The 18,368-nt window shown below is 63.6% G+C and carries 17 protein-coding genes and 1 pseudogene; 12 read left to right on the forward strand and 6 right to left on the reverse strand.

Annotated features, from left to right (window positions below):
• Window positions 1–318: 318 nt before the first annotated feature.
• Entirely contained in the window at window positions 319–1,308 is a 990-nt protein-coding gene (locus tag EJ077_RS10740) for a sugar-binding protein (RefSeq protein ID WP_208701819.1), read from the forward strand.
• A gap of 203 nt (window positions 1,309–1,511) precedes the next feature.
• Window positions 1,512–2,276, forward strand: coding sequence for a FadR/GntR family transcriptional regulator (locus tag EJ077_RS10745; protein ID WP_245458717.1), 765 nt, complete (start codon window positions 1,512–1,514; stop codon window positions 2,274–2,276).
• A gap of 18 nt (window positions 2,277–2,294) precedes the next feature.
• Here the strand turns inward: EJ077_RS10745 and EJ077_RS10750 are convergent, their stop codons facing one another.
• On the reverse strand, window positions 2,295–3,233 hold the full coding sequence (locus tag EJ077_RS10750; protein ID WP_208701823.1) for an NAD(P)-dependent oxidoreductase: 939 nt from the start codon (window positions 3,231–3,233) through the stop codon (window positions 2,295–2,297).
• A gap of 120 nt (window positions 3,234–3,353) precedes the next feature.
• On the opposite strand from EJ077_RS10750, the gene EJ077_RS10755 reads away from it, so the two are divergent.
• From EJ077_RS10755 to EJ077_RS10765, 3 genes are all read left to right on the forward strand, one after another.
• Window positions 3,354–4,250: an NAD-dependent epimerase/dehydratase family protein gene (locus EJ077_RS10755; protein WP_208701825.1), complete on the forward strand. Its 897-nt coding sequence runs from the start codon at window positions 3,354–3,356 to the stop codon at window positions 4,248–4,250.
• Between the two features lie 100 nt (window positions 4,251–4,350).
• Window positions 4,351–5,127 carry a FadR/GntR family transcriptional regulator gene (locus EJ077_RS10760; RefSeq protein ID WP_208701827.1) on the forward strand — a complete coding sequence of 259 codons (777 nt, stop codon included), beginning with the start codon at window positions 4,351–4,353 and terminating at the stop codon, window positions 5,125–5,127.
• 157 nt (window positions 5,128–5,284) lie between these two features.
• Window positions 5,285–5,725 carry an SRPBCC family protein gene (locus EJ077_RS10765; protein ID WP_208701829.1) on the forward strand — a complete coding sequence of 147 codons (441 nt, stop codon included), beginning with the start codon at window positions 5,285–5,287 and terminating at the stop codon, window positions 5,723–5,725.
• Between the two features lie 43 nt (window positions 5,726–5,768).
• Here the strand turns inward: EJ077_RS10765 and EJ077_RS10770 are convergent, their stop codons facing one another.
• A complete protein-coding gene (locus EJ077_RS10770) occupies window positions 5,769–6,059 on the reverse strand; it encodes a DUF3175 domain-containing protein (protein ID WP_208701831.1) in 291 nt (96 codons plus the stop codon).
• A 177-nt stretch (window positions 6,060–6,236) separates the two neighbouring features.
• Here EJ077_RS10770 and EJ077_RS10775 point away from each other — a divergent pair, with 177 nt between their 5' ends.
• The 7 genes and pseudogenes from EJ077_RS10775 (at window position 6,237) to EJ077_RS10805 (ending at window position 14,201) form a co-directional block, all read left to right on the forward strand.
• Window positions 6,237–7,466 (forward strand): MFS transporter, encoded by a 1,230-nt coding sequence (locus EJ077_RS10775; protein WP_208701832.1) that lies wholly within the window; start codon window positions 6,237–6,239, stop codon window positions 7,464–7,466.
• A gap of 156 nt (window positions 7,467–7,622) precedes the next feature.
• The gene (locus EJ077_RS10780) at window positions 7,623–8,651 is read left to right on the forward strand and encodes a LacI family DNA-binding transcriptional regulator (protein WP_208701834.1); all 1,029 of its coding nucleotides are present in this window, start codon (window positions 7,623–7,625) and stop codon (window positions 8,649–8,651) included.
• Window positions 8,652–8,943: 292 nt separating this feature from the next.
• Window positions 8,944–10,071, forward strand: coding sequence for a sugar ABC transporter substrate-binding protein (locus tag EJ077_RS10785; protein WP_127873185.1), 1,128 nt, complete (start codon window positions 8,944–8,946; stop codon window positions 10,069–10,071).
• 78 nt (window positions 10,072–10,149) lie between these two features.
• Window positions 10,150–11,696 (forward strand): annotated as a pseudogene (locus EJ077_RS10790) (sugar ABC transporter ATP-binding protein).
• On the forward strand, window positions 11,693–12,673 hold the full coding sequence (locus EJ077_RS10795) for an ABC transporter permease (protein ID WP_208701837.1): 981 nt from the start codon (window positions 11,693–11,695) through the stop codon (window positions 12,671–12,673). Before EJ077_RS10790 ends, EJ077_RS10795 begins: the two are co-directional and overlap by 4 nt.
• On the forward strand, window positions 12,670–13,656 hold the full coding sequence (locus EJ077_RS10800) for an ABC transporter permease (protein ID WP_208701839.1): 987 nt from the start codon (window positions 12,670–12,672) through the stop codon (window positions 13,654–13,656). Before EJ077_RS10795 ends, EJ077_RS10800 begins: the two co-directional genes overlap by 4 nt.
• Window positions 13,657–13,658: 2 nt before the next feature.
• Window positions 13,659–14,201, forward strand: a complete 543-nt coding sequence (locus tag EJ077_RS10805) for a gluconokinase (RefSeq protein WP_208702972.1) — start codon at window positions 13,659–13,661, stop codon at window positions 14,199–14,201.
• On the opposite strand, the gene EJ077_RS10810 is transcribed toward EJ077_RS10805, so the two are convergent.
• From EJ077_RS10810 to EJ077_RS10825, 4 genes are all read right to left on the reverse strand, one after another.
• Window positions 14,196–15,347, reverse strand: a complete 1,152-nt coding sequence (locus EJ077_RS10810; protein ID WP_208701841.1) for a hypothetical protein — start codon at window positions 15,345–15,347, stop codon at window positions 14,196–14,198. The genes EJ077_RS10805 and EJ077_RS10810 overlap by 6 nt on opposite strands.
• Before the next feature lie 10 nt (window positions 15,348–15,357).
• On the reverse strand, window positions 15,358–15,807 hold the full coding sequence (locus EJ077_RS10815; RefSeq protein ID WP_023769580.1) for an RrF2 family transcriptional regulator: 450 nt from the start codon (window positions 15,805–15,807) through the stop codon (window positions 15,358–15,360).
• Between the two features lie 248 nt (window positions 15,808–16,055).
• Window positions 16,056–17,039, reverse strand: a complete 984-nt coding sequence (locus EJ077_RS10820) for a sulfate ABC transporter substrate-binding protein (protein ID WP_208701843.1) — start codon at window positions 17,037–17,039, stop codon at window positions 16,056–16,058.
• Between the two features lie 279 nt (window positions 17,040–17,318).
• A complete protein-coding gene (locus EJ077_RS10825; RefSeq protein ID WP_208701845.1) occupies window positions 17,319–18,359 on the reverse strand; it encodes a sulfate/molybdate ABC transporter ATP-binding protein in 1,041 nt (346 codons plus the stop codon).
• Between the last annotated feature and the right edge of the window lie 9 nt (window positions 18,360–18,368).

Raw genomic sequence — 18,368 nt, forward strand, 5'->3', positions numbered from 1 at the left:
ACGGTCAATTGTCAGACGAATAGTGCCGTGCTGTTTTTGAAAAATCAGTTTTGTAGGACAAATAGCAATTGACGTTGGCGGCAAGCCGTTATTAGTTGAGCGTCGGAGGAAGACATGCCGGCCTTGACGACGCCATCGGCGGCGCCACCGGTCGGAAGGTTTTGGCGATCGTGCGGCGTCATCGCTGAACTGGTCGCATCTGAAAATGCTTATCGGCCTGGCCGGATTGAGTGAGCGCACGCGTCTCAGTCATCTTGCATTCTGGCTGGTTTGTGTGGCGGGCACGTCGTGTCCGTCTGTTTCCAAGGGAGGACTGACATGAGGAAAACAGTATTGCTCGCCGCCGTCGCCGCCATGGCGCTGGGCGCCGGGCCGGCTTTGGCCAAGAAGCAGCTCGTCATCGTGGTGAAAGGTCTCGACAATCCGTTCTTCGAAGCCATCCACCAGGGCTGCGAGAAGTGGAACAAGGAAAACGCCAGCTCGGAATATGAATGCTTCTACACCGGCCCGGCATCGACTTCCGACGAGGCCGGCGAGGCGCAGATCGTGCAGGATATGCTGAGCAAGGCCGACACGGTGGCGATGGCGATCTCGCCGTCCAACGCGCCGCTGATCGCGCAGACGATCAAGAGCGCCAATCCGTCGATCCCGATCATGACCGTCGACGCCGACCTCGCCAAGGAAGACGCGGCGCTGCGCAAGACCTATCTCGGCACCGACAACTATCTGATGGGCAAGAAGATCGGCGAGTACATCAAGAAGGCCAAGCCGAACGGTGGCACGATCTGCACCATCGAGGGCAATCCGGCGGCCGACAACATCCTGCGCCGCGCCCAAGGCATGCGCGATGCGCTGACGGGCAAGGAGGGCCTCAAGGCCCTTGCCGGCGAAGGCGGCTGGACAGAAGTCGCCGGTTGCCCGGTGTTCACCAATGACGACGGCGCCAAGGGCGTTCAGGCGATGACCGACATCCTCGCCGCCAATCCCAAGCTCGACGCGTTCGGCATCATGGGTGGCTGGCCACTGTTCGGCGCGCCGCAGCCCTATCGCGACCTGGTCGGACCGCTGAAGGACCGGCTGGCCAAGAACGACTTCGTCATCGGCGCCGCCGACACGATCGGCGACGAGGTGGCGATCGCCAAGGACGGCCTTGTCACCGCGCTGGTCGGCCAGCGGCCCTTCGAAATGGGCTACAAGGCGCCATCGGTGATGATCGACCTGGTCACGGGCAAGAAGGTCGACGATCCGGTCTTCACTGGTCTCGACGAATGCACCAAGGACACGGTCGACACCTGCATCCAGAAGTAGGCTTTTCGATCAGGGGCGCCCGCCAGCGGGCGCCCCTTCACCTCGTCGGATGATTGGGTAGACGTTTCAGGGGCCAGCGCTCCGGCTTTGTCGCGCCCATGGTTTGGATTTTCGGCAACGGGATCGGCACGCCGCGCGGCTCCGGATCAATCCGGGCCATAGACGGCCGATTTATTGGAACGTGGATGCCGGACGAAAAGGCAATGAAACAGGCTGGTCGGGCGAAGGCGCAAGCCAACCGCGATACGGCGGTCGTCCGCAGGCCGGATGCGGCGCACTTTCCCGGATCCAGCGTTCATGCATCGCTCGCCAGCGAGATCGGGCTCAGGATCGTGCGCGGCGACTATCCGCCCGGCAGCATCCTTCCCAATGAGGCCAAATGGGCCGAAACCTTCAATGTCAGCCGTTCGGCGGTGCGTGAGGCGATCAAGATGCTGATGGCCAAGAGCCTTCTGGCATCGCGTCCCAAGATCGGCAGTTGGGTCGAGCCGAAGGAGCGCTGGAACCTGCTCGACCGCGACGTGCTGGCCTGGTACGCGACCGCACCGGACCGCGAGGCGTTCCTGCGCACCGTGCAGGAGTTCCGTCACATCATCGAACCGGAGGCGTCCGCCTTTGCCGCCATGCGGCGCAGCGACGAGGAGATGGCCGAGATCAGCCTGGCTTGCCGCGAGATGGGGGAGGCGGCCAACCTGGCCGAGCGCATCCGTGCCGATACGCGCTTCCACCTCGCCATCCTGCGGGCGTCGGGCAATGATCTCCTGGTGCCGCTCGGCGTGCTGATCGAGTCGGCGCTCGACCATCTCTTCGCCTTCACCACGCGCCAGGTTGGCGATCAGCGGCGGGCGCAGAAACTGCACGAGGCGATCGAGAAGAGCATCCGCCTGCAGCGGCCGGCTGCGGCGCGCAACGCGGTGCACAAGCTGCTCGCCGACACCGATGAGGGGATCGGAAGGGGCCGGCGGTAAGGCCAGCCGTCCGGGGCCTCAGATCGTCTGCTTCTTGCCATCCTTCATCGGCATCAGGTCGATACCGTTCACTTTGGCGATATGGGTCGCCAGCATCGGCACGAACTGCTCGGCCGGGCCGGTTGCGTGAGCTCCGGCGAAAGAATTCTTGGTGGCGTTGCCGAGCGGGTTTGCGATGCCGGCCGCGCCCGCCATCGATTCCAGATAGGTCAAGTCCTTGAAGGCGTTGGCGATGGTGAATTTGTGGGCGTCGCGGTCGCCTTCCAGCGTCCAGCGCATGAAGGTCTGGTAGAAGCCGCAATCCATGCGGCCGTTGCGGATGACGCTGTCGAAACGCGGCGGCGAGATGCCGACCTTCTCGGCCAGCGCCAATGCCTCGGAATAGATCGCGGCATAACCGAGCGAAATGAAATTGTTGAGCAGCTTCATGCGATGGCCGTCGCCGGTGTCGCCGATATGGACGATGCGGCCGGCCCAGGTGTCGATCACCGGCTTGACCCTGGCGAAGACGGCGTCGGGCGCGCCGACCATGGCGTCGAGCGTGCCTTCCCAGGCTTCCTTCGGCGTGCGGCTGAGCGGCGCATCGACATAGTCGACGCCGAGCGCCTTGAGTTCTGCCGCGAGCGCCACCGTCGAGACCGGATCCGAGGTCGAGCAGTCGACGACGACCGATCCCTTCTTCAAACCCTCCTTGAGGCCGCCGGGACCGCGAATAATTGATTCTACCTCGCGCGAGCCGGTGACGCAGATGAAGACAATATCGGATGCCGCCGCCACGTCTCGGGAGGTCGAAGCCTCACGAGCGCCGCGGCCGAGAAGATCCTCCGCCGGTTTGCGGTTCTTGCGGCCGAGAAAGGTCAGGGAATACCCCTTGTCGACAATGTTCTTGGCGATGCCGTGGCCCATCAGGCCAAGGCCGACAAAGCCGATTGTCTCACTGGTGGCCGTGGTGTTCATGCTGTCTGTCCTGTCCTGTGATTATCGATAATGTTGCCGCTGTTTTAGCCATAGACGGTTGCGGAAAGCAATATTGTCTGACAATAGACGTAAATCCCAGGACTTTCGTGGAGACCAGAAATGACCAAGCGGATCATGTTCACCGGCGGCAGCGGCAAGGCTGGACGCCACGTCGTGCAATATCTGGTGGAGCAGGGCTGCCAGGTGCTCAACATCGACACCAAACCGCTCGACAATCCCAAGGTGCGCACGCTGATCACCGACATCACCGACAGCGGACAGGTGTTCAACGCGCTGTCGAGCTATATGGGGCTGCACGAATTCGATCCGTCGCTGCGGCCGCAGCCCGTCGACGCCGTGGTGCATTTCGCCGCCATCCCACGCATCATGATCACACCCGACAACGAGGTGTTCCGCATCAATGCGATGGGCACCTACAACGTCATCGAGGCCGCGGTGAAGCTCGGCATCCGCAAGGTGATCATCGCTTCCAGCGAGACGACCTACGGCCTGGTGTTCGCCAACGAGCCGCGCGACCCCACGCACTTTCCGCTCGACGAAGAGTATGACGTCGATCCGATGGACAGCTATGCGCTGTCCAAGATCGTCAACGAGAAGACGGCGCGCGCCTTCGCGCAACGCAACGGGACCGATATCTACGCCTTGCGCATCGGCAATGTCATCGAGCCGCACGAGTATTCGCTGTTTCCGAAATGGTTCGCCGATCCGGGTTTTCGCAAGCGTATCGCCTGGAGCTATATCGACGCTCGCGACCTTGGCCAGATCACGCTGCGCGCCATCGAGAAGGACGGGCTGGGCTACCAGGTGTTCAACGCCGCCAATGACGACACCTCGTCCGATCTGCCGACCGCCGAACTCCTCAGGCGGTTCTATCCCGGCGTGCCGGTCAAGGGCGAACTCGGCGAATATGAGACGCTGCTGTCGAACCGCAAGGCGCGTGACATGCTCGGCTTCCGGCCGGAGCATAGCTGGCGCAAATACGTCAAGACCGCCTGAGCGAGGTCGAATCGCGCTGGGTTGTGCATAGAAGCCGGCTTTGCCACCCAATGGCCGCGCCGCGCTTGACAGCTTCCCTAAACCGGCCTTTCTGGAATTCATGCGGGACGCGAGGCCGAACAAGGAAAAATCGCCCAAAAAGGCTGAAGCCGGCGAACGCCCGGCCGGTGTTCGCCGGCCCGACGCGGCGCGCATTCCCGGCTCCAGCGTACACACGTCGCTGGCCAGCGAGATCGGGCTCAGGATCGTTCGCGGCGACTATCCGCCCGGCACCATCCTGCCCAATGAAGCCAAGTGGTCGGAGACCTTCAGCGTCAGCCGGTCGGCGGTGCGCGAGGCGATCAAGATGCTGATGGCCAAGAGCCTGCTGGCGTCGCGCCCCAAGATCGGCAGTTGGGTCGAACCGAAAGAACGCTGGAACCTGCTCGACCGCGACGTGCTTGCCTGGTACGCGACGTCGCCCGACCGTGAGGTGTTCCTGAGGACGGTGCAGGAATTCCGCCACATCATCGAGCCGGAAGCGACCGCCTTTGCCGCCATGCGGCGGACCGACGAGCAGATGGCCGAGATCAGCCTGGCCTGCCGGGAGATGGGCGAGGCGAAAAGTCTGCAGGAGCGCACCCGCGCCGACACCCGCTTCCACCTCGCAATCCTGCGTGCCTCCGGCAATGATCTGCTGGTCCCGCTCGGCGTGCTGATCGAATCCGCCTTCGATCACCTGTTTGCCTACACGACCCGGGAACTCGACGATTTGCAGCTCGCCCAGAAGATGCACGAGGCGATCGAAAAGAATATCCGACTGCAGCGGCCGGATGCGGCGCGCAATGCCGTGCGCAAGCTCCTGGCCAATACCGACAACGTCATCCGTTCGCGATAGAACTTCAGCGACACAGCCATTTGCGCGGGTGTTTCCGCCTTGCCGGCTCGAAGCAATTCGAGGCGGCCACCGTCAAAAAACTCAAAAGCCTGTGTCGGATCGGCGGTGTGGTAACCGTCCTTGGGGTATCGAACAGAGACCACGAAGGAGTATCGACATGCCCAGCACCGTTCGTCTGCACCGCGTTCTGACCACCAGCCCGGAGAAGGTCTACCGCGCGTTTCTCGAGGCCGATGCGCTTGCCAAATGGCTTCCGCCGAACGGCTTCACCTGCACGGTCCATCACTTCGAGGGCAAGGTCGGCGGTACGTTCAAGATGTCGTTCCGCAACTTCACCACTGGCGACAGCCACTCGTTTGGCGGTGAGTATGTCGAGCTCGTCGCGGGCGAACTCCTGCGCTACACCGACAGGTTCGACGATCCCAACCTGCCTGGCCAGATCGAGGTGACCGTGACGTTGAAGAAAGTGTCGGTGGGCACCGAAGTGAACATTATCCAGGCCGGCATCCCGGACGTCATTCCCGCGGAAGCTTGCTATCTCGGCTGGCAGGAATCGCTGCGGAACCTGGCCAGGCTCGTCGAGCCCGAAATCAAATAATAGGCGCCCTGTTCAGTCAGGAGCCAGTGGCGGGCGAGGGCGGCTAGTCCTCCTTCGGCCGCCCGAACGCGACGCGCAGTTCGTCCTTGGCGTCCTCGAGGACCTTCTTGCGCGCCGCGGGCAGGTTCTTGCCGGCCCTGTTGATGTAGAAATTCAGCATCGACATGGCGGACTGGAAGGGCTCGGCCTTGCGGCGGTGGCTGTGTTCGGCCGACCGCTTGAGCGAGGCGGCGATCTTCTTGGCGTCGTCGGATTCGAAGACATGCTCCTCGAGATCCAACGCATCGCTGTGCTCGGTTACCTCGGCCGACCATTTCTGCTTGGTGGCGGTCATGGCTGGACTCCTTTGCGGGGTTGCTGATCGGAAACTCCACACATTGATGTCGGTTCCCACCTAGCCGTCCGCTCTGGAGCCACGGATTTGCCCGTCGTGGCGCTGCTATGGACCGGCAATGCGCGGATAGTGGCGGCAACGGCAGCCGGCTTTCGAGACCGCCGATAGGAAACGCCTTTGACCCGAACCGACTTGAGCCGGCCCAGTCCCGGCATCGACAGTTCCTACGCCTGGATGCGGCTGGCCATCTCGATGCTGCTGGCGACGATCGGTGCGGTCGGCATGTGGGCCGTTGTCGTGGTGCTGCCGGCGGTGCAGGCCGAGTTCGGCGTCGACCGCGCCGCGGCATCCATGCCCTACACCGCGACCATGGTCGGCTTTGCCGCCGGCAATGTGCTGGTCGGCCGCGCCATCGACCGCATGGGTTACTGGATTCCGGCGCTGTTCTCCTCGATCGCGCTCTCCGCCGGTCTCTTGCTCGCGGCGCTGTCGACCTCGATCCTGCAATTTACCCTTGCCCACGGGGTGCTGATCGGTCTCGGCACATCGGTGATCTTCGGACCGTTGATCGCCGATATCTCGCACTGGTTCAACCGCCGGCGCGGCGTCGCCGTCACGGCGGCGGCGGCCGGCAATTACCTCGCCGGGGCGATCTGGCCCACCGTCATGCCAACGCTGATCAAGGCGGAAGGCTGGCGCTTCACCTATGCGGCGATCGGCGTCTTCTGCCTGGTCACCATGGTGCCGCTGGTGCTGTTACTGCGGCGCGGCGCTCCGGAAGCGGCTGCTGCCGGCTCGCCCGGAAGCCGGTCGGTGCAGTCGATTCCAATGTCGCCTGGGGCAATGCAGGCGCTGCTGGTCGTCGCCGGCTTGGGTTGCTGTGTGGCGATGTCGATGCCCCAGGTTCACATCGTCGCCTATTGCATGGATCTTGGCTACGGCATGGCGCATGGCGCCGACATGCTGTCCATCATGATGGCGGCGGGCGTCGTCAGCCGGCTTGCCTCGGGCTTCGTCGCCGACCGCATCGGCGGCGTCAAAACCCTGCTCATCGGCTCGGTGCTGCAATGTCTGTCATTGCTGTTCTATATCCCGTTTGACGGGCTCGCCTCGCTCTATGTCGTGTCGCTGGTTTTCGGCCTGTCACAAGGCGGCATCGTGCCGTGCTATGCGATCATCGTGCGCGAATACCTGCCGGCCAGGGAGGCCGGCCAGCGCATCGGTATCGTCATGATGGCGACGATTTTCGGCATGGCGATCGGCGGCTGGATGTCGGGCTGGATCTACGACCTGACGGGCTCCTACGCCGCCGCGTTCCTCAACGGCATCGCCTGGAACCTCTTGAACATACTGGCGATCGGGCTGTTCATGTGGAAGGCGAGGCACAGGGCTGCCTTAGCCACCTGAGGCCAGGCACAGCCACTCAGTGGCCCGGCTTGACAACAGGCAATCACTGCGCGACGCCAGTGGCCGATGGGTGCGGCAACAGGCCGGTGAGATGGCGACAGCTGGAAATATCGCATTGCGGGCGCGCCTCGATGGCCATGCGCAAGGGCCAAGGCCTTGATCAAGCCGCGCTCGCGCCGCGGCGGTGGCCGCCCAACCATATCGGATGTGGCACGCAAGGCCGGCGTCGGCGCCATCACCGTTTCACGCGCGCTGCGCGAGCCGGAGCGCGTTTCCGAGGAACTGCGCCGCCAGATCCTGGCCGCCGTCGAAGAGCTTGGCTATGTGCCGGACCCGAACGCACGCGCGTTGGCCTCGGCGCGGGCTGAAGTGTTCGGCGTGCTGGTGCCTTCGTTGACCAACAACGTCTTCGCCGAGGTGGTGCGCGGCATCTATGACAGCCTGTCGGACAGCCCCTTCCGCATCCAGCTCGGCAACACGCATTATTCCGGACTGGAGGAAGAGCGGCTGCTGCAGCTGTTTGGCTCCCAGCGGCCGGCAGCGCTGATCGTCGCCGGCATCGACCAGACGCCCACCTCGCGAAAACTGTTGGAGAATGCCGGCTGCCCGGTGGTTCAGGTGATGGAGACCGGACCCGATCCCGTGGACATGATGGTCGGCTTCTCGCATCTCGACGGCGGCAGGACGGCGACCGAGCACCTGATCGAGGCGGGGTATCGCCGGATCGGTTTCATCGGTGCACGCATGGATCCGCGCTCGCAGCGGCGCCTCGCCGGCTACCGCGCGGCAATGGAGAGGGCCGGGCTGTTCGACCCGCGCCTGGTCACCACCACGCCGGTGCTTTCCAGCGTGCCGCTTGGCCGCGAATTGTTCCGCGACGCCCTTGCCAAGATGCCGACGCTCGACGGCGTGTTCTGCAACAATGACGACATCGCGCTCGGTGTGCTGTTTGAATGCCATCGCGCTTCGATCGACGTGCCGAAGACCATCGGCATTGTCGGCTTCAACGATCTCGACATGATGCAGGTGGCATTTCCGTCGATCACCAGCGTCCGCACCCATCGCTACGAGATTGGCCGGCGCGCGGTCGCCATGGCGCTGGCGGCGATCGCCGGTGATCGGCCGCAGGAGCGTGTCGTCGACCTCGGCTTCGAGCTCAAGCGGCGCGAGAGCACGGCACGCTGAAGCAGTTTAGACCCTGCTGAAATCAGCCTTTACAGGCATTCTTGGTAGCGCTACCATTCAAACTCGCAGGAAGTCTAAGCGCTGTTTATTATACATAAGCGACAGAATGTTCCTTGTTTATTATTGATAATATGATACTTTCGTTGCAGCTTAAGGAAGCAACGAGGAGGAGCAGGAGGTCGGGCCGGCCACCTGACGTGCGTGGCGGGCTAGGACGGGAGGTGCTGGGGCGAACACGTCATTCTACTGCAGCTAAACAAACAAGTCAGAACTGCAACTGGGAGGAATATCGATGATCAAGTCACTTGTTGGTGGCATCGTTGCCGCCACTGCATTCGTCATGTTGAGCTCAGCGGCAATGGCCGCAGGCCCGGAAATCGTCAAGGGACCGGCAGCCGAGCCGGACTGCTTTGCCCCCTGGGCAGCCGATACGCAATTCTTCAAGTTCCCCAAGAAGGCCGGACCATACCGCATTGCGCTGGCCAACGGCTATATCGCCAACACCTGGCGTATCCAGATGGTGCAGACCGCCAAGGCTTATGCGGCACAGCCGGATGTCGCCAAAAAGCTGAAGGAATTCAAGGTTGTGTCGACCGGTGAGGACGTTCCGGCGCAGATTTCCGCGATCAACAATTTCATCGATTCCGGCTTTGACGCGATCGTCGTCAACGCGCAGAACCCGACCGCATTCGGACCAGTCATCAAGCGTGCGAAGGAGGCCGGTGTCGTGCTGGTCGCCTTCGACAACATCCTCGACACCAAGGATGCCATCAACGTCAATGTCGACCAGAAGGGCCTTGGCGCATTGTGGGGCAAGTGGTTGGTCTCACATGTCCCGAACGGCGGAAAGGTACTCGAAGTGCGCGGCGTCGCAGGCACTTCCGTTGACACGGACCGTCATGCCGGCATCCACGAGGTGCTCGACGGCTCGGGCAAGAAATGGGAAGTCACCGAGGTGGTCGGCAAATGGGACGACGGCGTTGCCCAGAAAGCCACGGCGGACGCGATTGCCACAAACGGCCCGTTCGACGGCATTACCGGGCAAGGCGGCGACACCGGCATCGTGCAGGCGATGATGGATGCCAAGCACCCATTCGTTCCATTCGGCGGCGAGACGGAGAACGGCTTTCGCAAGTTCTGTGCCGCGCATGCCGGCGACGGCTTGAAGTGCTCTTCCGCCGGCACCGGCCCCGCCCAGGTGGCCGTGGCAATCAAGACGGCAATCGCGGCCCTCGAAGGCAATGTCGTGCCGCAATCGGTAAAGCTGCCGCTGGCCATTGTGGAGGATCCGAACTTCAAGGCAGGCCAGGATTTCTTCCCAGACCAGTCCGACAATTTCTTCGTCGGCAACTCCTTCCCGACCTGCGGCATCAATTTCAGCGCCCAGGAAATCATGGGGCAGACCAAGGAAAACCAGTAGGCTCACTGCTATCGCTGGCGCCGCGGGCCAACCCGCGGCGCCAGCCCTGAAATCCCATGATTGCCCCTGGGAGGGTTGATGGACGGTGCGGTTCCACTCTTTCGCATGGAAGGCATTTCCAAGCGCTATGGCGGCGTGCGGGCGCTGGAAAAGGCCGAGCTGACGGTCGAGGCCGGCAGCATCCATGCCATTCTCGGTGAGAACGGGGCTGGCAAGTCGACGCTGATCAAGGTCATGGCCGGGGTCGTGGCGCCTGATGAAGGCCGCATGATGCTGGATGGACGCGAAGTGACCTTCGCTTCGCCCGGTGCGGCGAACAAGGCCGGCATCGTCTGCATCTTCCAGGAATTGTCGCTGATCCCCGAACTCAGCGTCGCCGACAACATCGTCATTTCGGATCCACCCAAACGCTTCGGCATGATCGATCGCAAGGCGCAGCGCCGCATCGCCGAGGACGCGCTGGCGCGGGCGGGCGCCGCCGACATCCATCCGCTGGCGCTGGTCAGGGACCTGCCGCTGTCACGGCGCCAGATGGTGGAGATCGCCAAGGCCTTGGCGCGCAAGCCACGTATCCTCATCCTCGACGAGGCGACATCGGCGCTGACTGCCGCCGATGTCTCGAAGATCTTCGGCGTGCTGAAGCGGCTGCGCTCGGAAGGGCTGGCGCTGCTCTACATCTCGCACCGCATGAACGAGATCGCCGAACTTGCCGACCACTGCACGGTGTTCCGCAATGGGCGCAATGTCGCCAGCTACAAGGCCGGCTCGAAGAGCGACAACGAGGTGGTCGAGCTGATGATCGGCCGCGAGTACAGCCATATTTTTCCGCCCAAGACCGCAGCGGTACCCGCAAGCGCGGCCCCAAGGCTGGAGGCGCGCAAGCTGTCCTGGGCCGACCGGCTGCACGATATCTCGCTGACCGTCGGGGCAGGCGAGGTCGTCGGCCTCGGGGGCTCGACGGCCAGGGCCAGCGCGAACTGCTGCTTGCTTTTTTTGGTGTGCTGCGTGGCCTCTCGGGCGAGGTGCTGATCGACGGCAAGCCGGTGACGATCACCAGCCCGGCGGCGGCCCGCGAGGATGGCATCGGCATGGCGCTCATCCCGGAAGACCGCAAGACCGAAGGCCTGATGCTGCCGATGACGGTGCGCGAGAACCTGTCCTTCGCCGTGCTCGACAGGCTGTCCAGGGGTGGCATCATCGACCGCGCCGCCGAACAGCGGCTGATCGACGACATGGTCGGCCTGCTGGCGATCAAGACCGCCGGTCTCGACGTCCCGGTCGGCGCGCTGTCGGGCGGCAACCAGCAGAAGGTGGTCATCGCCAAATGGCTGATGCGCCAGCCGCGCATCATCCTGCTCAACGATCCGACGCGCGGCATCGATGTCGGCACCAAGCAGGAAATCTATCAGCTGATGCGCAAGCTGGCGGACGCGGGCGCGGCGATCCTGTTCTATTCGACCGACTATGACGAGTTGATCGGCTGCTGCGACCGCGTGCTGGTGCTCTACGACGGCGCGGTCAAGCGCGAGCTGGTCGGCGCCGAGATCACCGAACGTGCGCTGATATCGAGCGCGCTCAACATCCATGGCGAGGAGAGCCCGGTGGGCCTGGGAGCAAGCGCGTGAAAGATTGGCGCTACTGGCTGGCCGAGCAGCGCGGAACGCTGCTGGCGCTCGGCATCTTCATCGTCATGTTCGTCATCTATACCTCGAACCATCCGGCGGGCTTCACCGCTAATGTCGTGCAGACGGCCTCGAATAAGGGCGTGCTGCTTGCCTTCGTCGCCATGGCGCAGACACTGGTCGTCATCACCTCCGGCATCGACCTGTCCGTCGGCATGATCTTCCTGCTCACCAACTGCCTGGCCTCCTGGCTGATGGTGGGCACCCCGATGCAGACCACGCTCGGTGTCATCGCCGTGCTGGCGACAGGCCTTCTGTGCGGCGCCATCAACGGCGCCATCGTCATCTATGGGCGGCTGCAGCCGATCGTCGCCACCATCGCCACCGGCGCGGTCTATTACGGAGTGGGCCTCCTGCTGCGGCCGTTCCCGGGCGGCTCGGTCAACGAGGAACTGGCCGATGCCATGACAGGACGTTTTTTTGATCTGGTGCCGGCAAGCCTGGTCGTGCTGCTGGCGGTCGTGCTGTTGATCTGGGTGCCGTTCAGCCGTTCGGTACTCGGCCGTGCAGCCTACGCGGCAGGCTCTTCGGAAACGGCTGCCTACATGTCCGGCGTGCCGATCCGTCGCGGCAAGTTCGCCGCCTACACGCTGGCCGGCCTGCTGGCCGCGATCGGCGGGCTGTTCCTCACCTTCTTCACCTATACGGGGGAGGCAGCCTATGCCAGCGGCAACGCCTACACGCTGTTTTCGATCGCGGCCGTGGTGCTGGGTGGCGTCTCCTTGTTCGGTGGCAAGGGCAGTGCCATCGGCGCCATCTTCGGCGCGCTGGCCTTCCGCACGATCGGCGATCTTCTGTTCGTCTTCGACTTCGATCCGCTCTGGCAGCCGCTGTTCCAGGGCGTTATCCTGCTGGTCGCCGTCAGCCTCGGCGCCTTCGCCCTGTTTCGGGTCCGCAACCGGCTGGAGTGGTTCCTGTGAGCGAGACGACCTTGGGCGGCATTGCCGGCCGCATGCCGAAATTCATCCGCCGCGCCGATCCGGCGGTGCTGACGGCCTTTGCCTGCATCGTGGTGCTACTGTTGGTGGGAAGCCTCTATTCGCGCAGCTTCCTGTCGCCTGAATATCTCTTGCAGCAGCTCAAGGTGGCTTCGTTCCTCGGCGTCATCGCCACCGGCATGATGCTGGTCATCCTGCTCGGCCAGATCGACCTGTCGGTGCCGTGGTCAGTGGCGGCGGGCGCGATGATGGCCTGCGCGGCGGCGGCCTATGGTCCGGCCGGCGTGGCGCTGGCGATCCCGTTCGGCATCTTCTGCGGCGTGCTGATCGGCGTCGTCAACGGCATCGGCGTCGCCTATCTGCGCATCCCCTCGATGATCATCACGCTGGCCACCAACGCCGTCGCGCAAGGGCTGATGGTGGTCTACACCGGGGGATTCTCGCCGCAGGATTCTGCCACCGGCGCCATGCGCTACCTGGCCACCGGCTTCACCATTCCGGGCGTCCCCAACGCGGTCATCATCTGGGCGTTGATCGGGGCCGCGATGGTGTTCGTGCTGACCCGCAGCGGTTTTGGCCGCGCGGTCTATGGCATCGGCAACTGCGAGCGCGCCGCCTATCTCTCCGGCGTCGACACAAGACGCGTGGTGATGATCGCCTTTGCCGTCTCCGGCGGGCTCTCCGCCTTTGGCGGCGTGCTGCTGGCAGGTTACGCCTCCAAGGCGGCGCAATCGATGGGGGATGCCTATCTGCTGCCGTCGATCGCGGCCGTCGTGCTCGGTGGTACCTCGATCCTGGGTGGGCGCGGCTCCTATCTCGGCACGGTCGCGGGCGTGATCCTGATCACGTTGCTGCAATCCATCCTGTCGGTCATGCAGATGCCGGAGGCGGGACGGCAGATCATCTACGGTGTCGTCATCGTCGCCATGCTCCTTCTCTACGGCCGTGCGCCGGCGAGCCGTTGACGGTGGACGAAAAGGCAGCGCGGGCGCCGACGGGCGCTTCCGGTTTGACGGCCGTCGTGGTGATGGGCGTCGCCGGCTGCGGCAAGTCAGCCCTCGGTATCGCGCTGGCCGCCGCGCTGGGTGCCGTCTTCATCGAGGGCGACAGGCTGCATCCGCCCGAAAACGTCGCCCGCATGGCGCGGGGCGAGCCGCTCACCGACCAACTGCGCGAGGGCTGGCTTGACGCGATCGGCGACGACATCGCGGCGTCGATCGGCAAGGGCCAAGGTGTGGTCGCCGCCTGCTCGGCGCTGAAGCGCGGCTATCGCGAGCGGCTGCGCGGCTTTTGCCCTGATATCGTCTTCCTCTATCTGGAGATCGATCCCGCCACCGCGCGGCGGCGCGTTGGCAACCGCCAGGGCCATTTCATGCCGGCAAGCCTGGTCGACAGCCAGTTCGCCATCCTGGAGCCGCCAGGTGCCGACGAGCGGGCATTGACTCTCGACGCGACGCGGCCGGTCGATGAACTCGTCGCCCAGGCAATGCGCTCGATGCGCCGGTCATGAGCCTCCTTCTTCACTGATGCCGATGTCGTCCCGAGCTTCCGTCAACCGCTCATGGCGCGACCAGGACATCATCTGCTCGGGACACTGCTTCAGCGCCTGCAGCAGACGGTCGCGTTTCAGCAGGATGTAGTGTGCCTGGAGGGCCATGTTCTTGGCTCCGTCCCTGGTTGTGTCCACTGCCGTGAGCGCCGGTGCCGCCGGCACCAGTTCGGGGCTCAAGACGGCCCGGTATTGCCGGAAGGGCACCTCCTCGAAAGTCGACATGGCAAACAGGGCCGTCTTGCCTCGGGCGGCGAAATTCGCCGGTGCCGAGGCAAGGTGCGTCCAGCCGTTTTCGCCCAGTGTGGTTTCGGTGAAGGTCGAGCCGGCGTGGATGGTGTTGGTCATCAGCACGACGCCGTTCTGCTTCAGCATCTTCTGAATGCGGATGGTGACTTGATAGGCGTCGTCGCGGTCGAAGACGATTCGGCTTTTCAGGAACCGGTTCTCGACATGAATCATTGGCGGGTTGAGGAAGCGCTGGCCGAACACTGTCTCGGACACGCCATGCGTATTGACGCTGACCTGATGCGCTTCGATGCCGGCCTCGTGTATGGCGCGCTTGCCGATCATCGTCTGGGCGGTGAACTGATCGCACCAGAGGATAGCGCCGTGGCCGCGTTGCAAGGCCGCCTGCAAGCCTTCGAGTCCCTCCAGCCGGATCATCGGCGTCCAACGGCCGGCGACCAGATGCGCGGCAAGTTGCATGCGGCGGCGATGGCGCGCCGCGAGCATTGCCTCGAACAGCTTGCGCGCATCGATGCCGTCGCCGAGCACCGCGCGCGTTGCGGCGGCATAGGGGCGGAAGTCCTTGCGCATATGGCGCTTCAAGTGAAACCTCGACGCCCAATCGCAGATCGGCGACCACCAGCGCACCGGCAGCGCTGCCGCGACCGCGAGGTAGAAGAGGGTAATCAGGCTTTCGCGAAGATCCCTGGTGGAGAAGCGGCGGAGCCTGCCGGGATTGGCCAGCTTGCGGCTGAAAAAGCGCACGTCCTCGGCATATTCGGGAACGAAGACGTCGGCGATGACCTCGGTGCGAAAGCTGGCTGCCGATGGCTGCTTGCGGGCGGCTCTTCGGGATTTCGTAAACCTCGACAGCCTCATTCACCCGGCTCTAGATTTGCGATGTCAACTCGACCGGGAAATCGTCATTGTCGGCATCGCGCATGGCGGCGAGGCTACGGTTGTCCAGCACCTCGGCAATCGCCTGGCGCACTTCCAGCATCATGTGCCGGACCTGGCAGGTCGCTTCGTCGCAATCCTCGCAGCGCTGATACTGTGTGCGGCTGGCGCAAGGTATCGGCGCCAGCGGCCCGTCGAGCACGCGCACGACATGGCCGATCTTGATCTCGGAAGCCGGGCGGGCGAGGCGATAGCCGCCTTCCTTGCCCTTGCGGCTCTGGACGAAGCCGGCGTTGCGCAATTCGCCCAGGATGGCATCGAGGAATTTCTTCGGGATGTTGTTGGCGACGGCGATGTCGTTGACGAAGGCCAGTTGGCCAACCGGAAGATTGGAAAGATGCACGAGGGCCTTGAGGCCGTATTTGCCTTTTTTCGTCAGCATGCCCTGATAACCCGTTGAAGCCCCAACCACCCCGCATCTGGCGGCTGTTTGTGTGCAAATGATGACGGCATTGCTTCCGCACGCCGCCGTTTCGCGAAAATGAGCCATTGGAAGGCATGTTAGGCACAAACGCGTTGATTCTTTGTAACGTTTTCCACGAAGCGCGCCGCTTTGCCCTATCGGCTGCATAAACGAGGAAAGCCGGCCAGGGCCGGCTTTTCTGATCTTTCTATCGGGCCGCGGAAATTTTAGCGGCTGCCATAAGCCTGGTCGAGCAGGCCGCCGGCGGCGAAATGCTCCTTTTGGACCTTGTCCCAACCGCCGAAGACGTCTTCCACCGTTAGCAGGCGCACGTTTGGAAAATCGGCCTTGTATTTGGCCGCGACAGCCGCGTCGCGTTCGCGCAAGCCGTTGTCGGCGGCGACGCCCTGGCCCTCGGGCGTATAGAGGAAGTCGAGATAGCTCTTGGCCAGATCGCGCGTGCCGTGCTCGTCGGCGACCTTGTCGACGATCGCTACCGGGAACTCCGCCAGAAGGCTGACCGAAGGCGTGACCTGCTCGAATTTGTCGTCGCCATATTCCTTGCGGATGCCGCGCGTCTCGGATTCGAAGGTGATCAGCACGTCGCCGATCTGGCGCTGCACGAAGGTGGTGGTCGCGGCGCGCCCGCCCGTATCGAAGATCGGCACGTTGTTGAACAGCTTGGTGATGAATTCCTTCACCTTGGCGTCATCGCCCTTGAAGGCTTCCTTGGCGTAGGCGGTGGCCGCCAGGTAGGTGTAGCGCGCATTGCCCGACGTTTTCGGGTTGGGGAAGATCACCTGCACGTCGTCGCGCACCAGATCGTTCCAGTCCTTGATGTGCTTGGGGTTGCCCGCGCGCACCAGGAAGGACGGCAGCGAATAGAAGGGCGAGGCGTTGTCGGGAAAATCCTTCTGCCAGTCGGCGGAGACGAGGCCCTTCTTGACCAGGAAGTCGACGTCGGTGACCTGGTTGAAGGTGACGACATCGGCGCCGAGGCCCTCGGCGATGGCGCGCGCCTGCGCCGAAGTGCCGGCATGCGACTGGTCGACCGTGACGCCCGGATGCTTGGCGACGAAGGCTTTGTTGACCTGCACGAACAGTTCGCGGCCGACGTCATAGGAGGCGTTCAGCAGCTTGTCGGCCGACCAGGCTTGGGAGGATGCGAGGAGGAGACCGGCGGCGGCAACGCCGAGGAAAAATCGCTTCATGAAAAGGCTCCGGATGTAAGGCTCTATTGCCAGACCATAGCCGGGGCGCCAAGGAGCGGCGAGGCATGGATTCAGAGCTTGACCATTGTTGCTAGAAAACCGTTTCCCAAACAGGCATATCGTAGTTTTTTCTTTCGCCGTTTGAGTTCGGTCCTCTTCAGCCTGTTTCTGATAAAAGCCCCCGATGACCCTGGTGTTGTCGTTGAAGGCCAGGTGACAGGGTAAGCGACCGCCACCGAACCGGGACATCCCTGGGGCGGATTCTCCGTGGTCCGATCGCTATGCAGCCGGGAACAGCTTCCAGCGCCCGGGGCGGAACGCCACGCGGCTCTTCTGCGCTGCCGGATGATCGACCGGCAGCTCAATCTCGACCCGCTGGCGTTCGCCGCCGATTTCAAGCTCCACCCGGCGCGTGCCGGCGACGCGGCGGCTGGCGGCCACGGTGCCGGCGATGCAGCCGCTGCAGCCGTCCAGCAGTTCGACATCATGCGGACGGAAGTAAAGCATCGCATCACCCTCGGCCGCGTGCGGCGCGGACAATCCGATCGGACGGTCGGCTAGCCAGATCTCGCCATTCTCGACCTTGACCGGAAGGGAGCTCGATTCGCCGATGAAGCCGTAGACAAAGGGCGAATTCGGCGTGTCGTAGATGTCGTCGGCGGTGCCGACCTGCTCGATCCGGCCTTGGCTCATCACCACGACACGGTCGGCCAGTTCCAGCGCCTCTTCCTGATCGTGGGTGACGAAGACGGTGGTGTGGCCGGTGGCGTCATGGATTTCCCGCAGCCAGCGGCGGAGTTCCCGGCGCACCTGCGCGTCGAGCGCGCCGAACGGCTCGTCGAGCAGCAGCACCTTGGGCTCGATGGCCATGGCGCGGGCTAGCGCCACGCGCTGGCGCTGGCCGCCCGAAAGCTGCGCGGGATAGCGCTTCTCCAGCCCTGAAAGCTGGACGAGATCGAGAAGCTCGGACGCACGGCGGCGGATCTCCGCTGCTGGCGGCCGCGACGGTCCGTGCCGCACCTTGAGGCCGAAGCCGATATTGTCAGCCACCGTCATGTGACGGAACAGCGCGTAGTGCTGGAAGACGAAGCCGACATTGCGCTCCTGGATCGATTTCTGCGAAGCGTCCTCGTCTCCAAAGAAGATTTTCCCGCGTGTCGGCCGCTCCAGCCCGGCGATCAGCCTTAGCAAGGTCGTCTTGCCGGAGCCGGATGGTCCCAGCAACGCAATCAATTCGCCCGACTTGATGTCGAGCGACACGTCGTGAAGCGCCGGAAACCGCTCGAACTCCTTGCGCACGTTGGCAACGCGAACTTCCATACAATGAAC

The sequence above is a fragment of the Mesorhizobium sp. M8A.F.Ca.ET.057.01.1.1 genome (genome assembly GCF_003952565.1).
Taxonomy (GTDB): Bacteria; Pseudomonadota; Alphaproteobacteria; order Rhizobiales; family Rhizobiaceae; genus Mesorhizobium.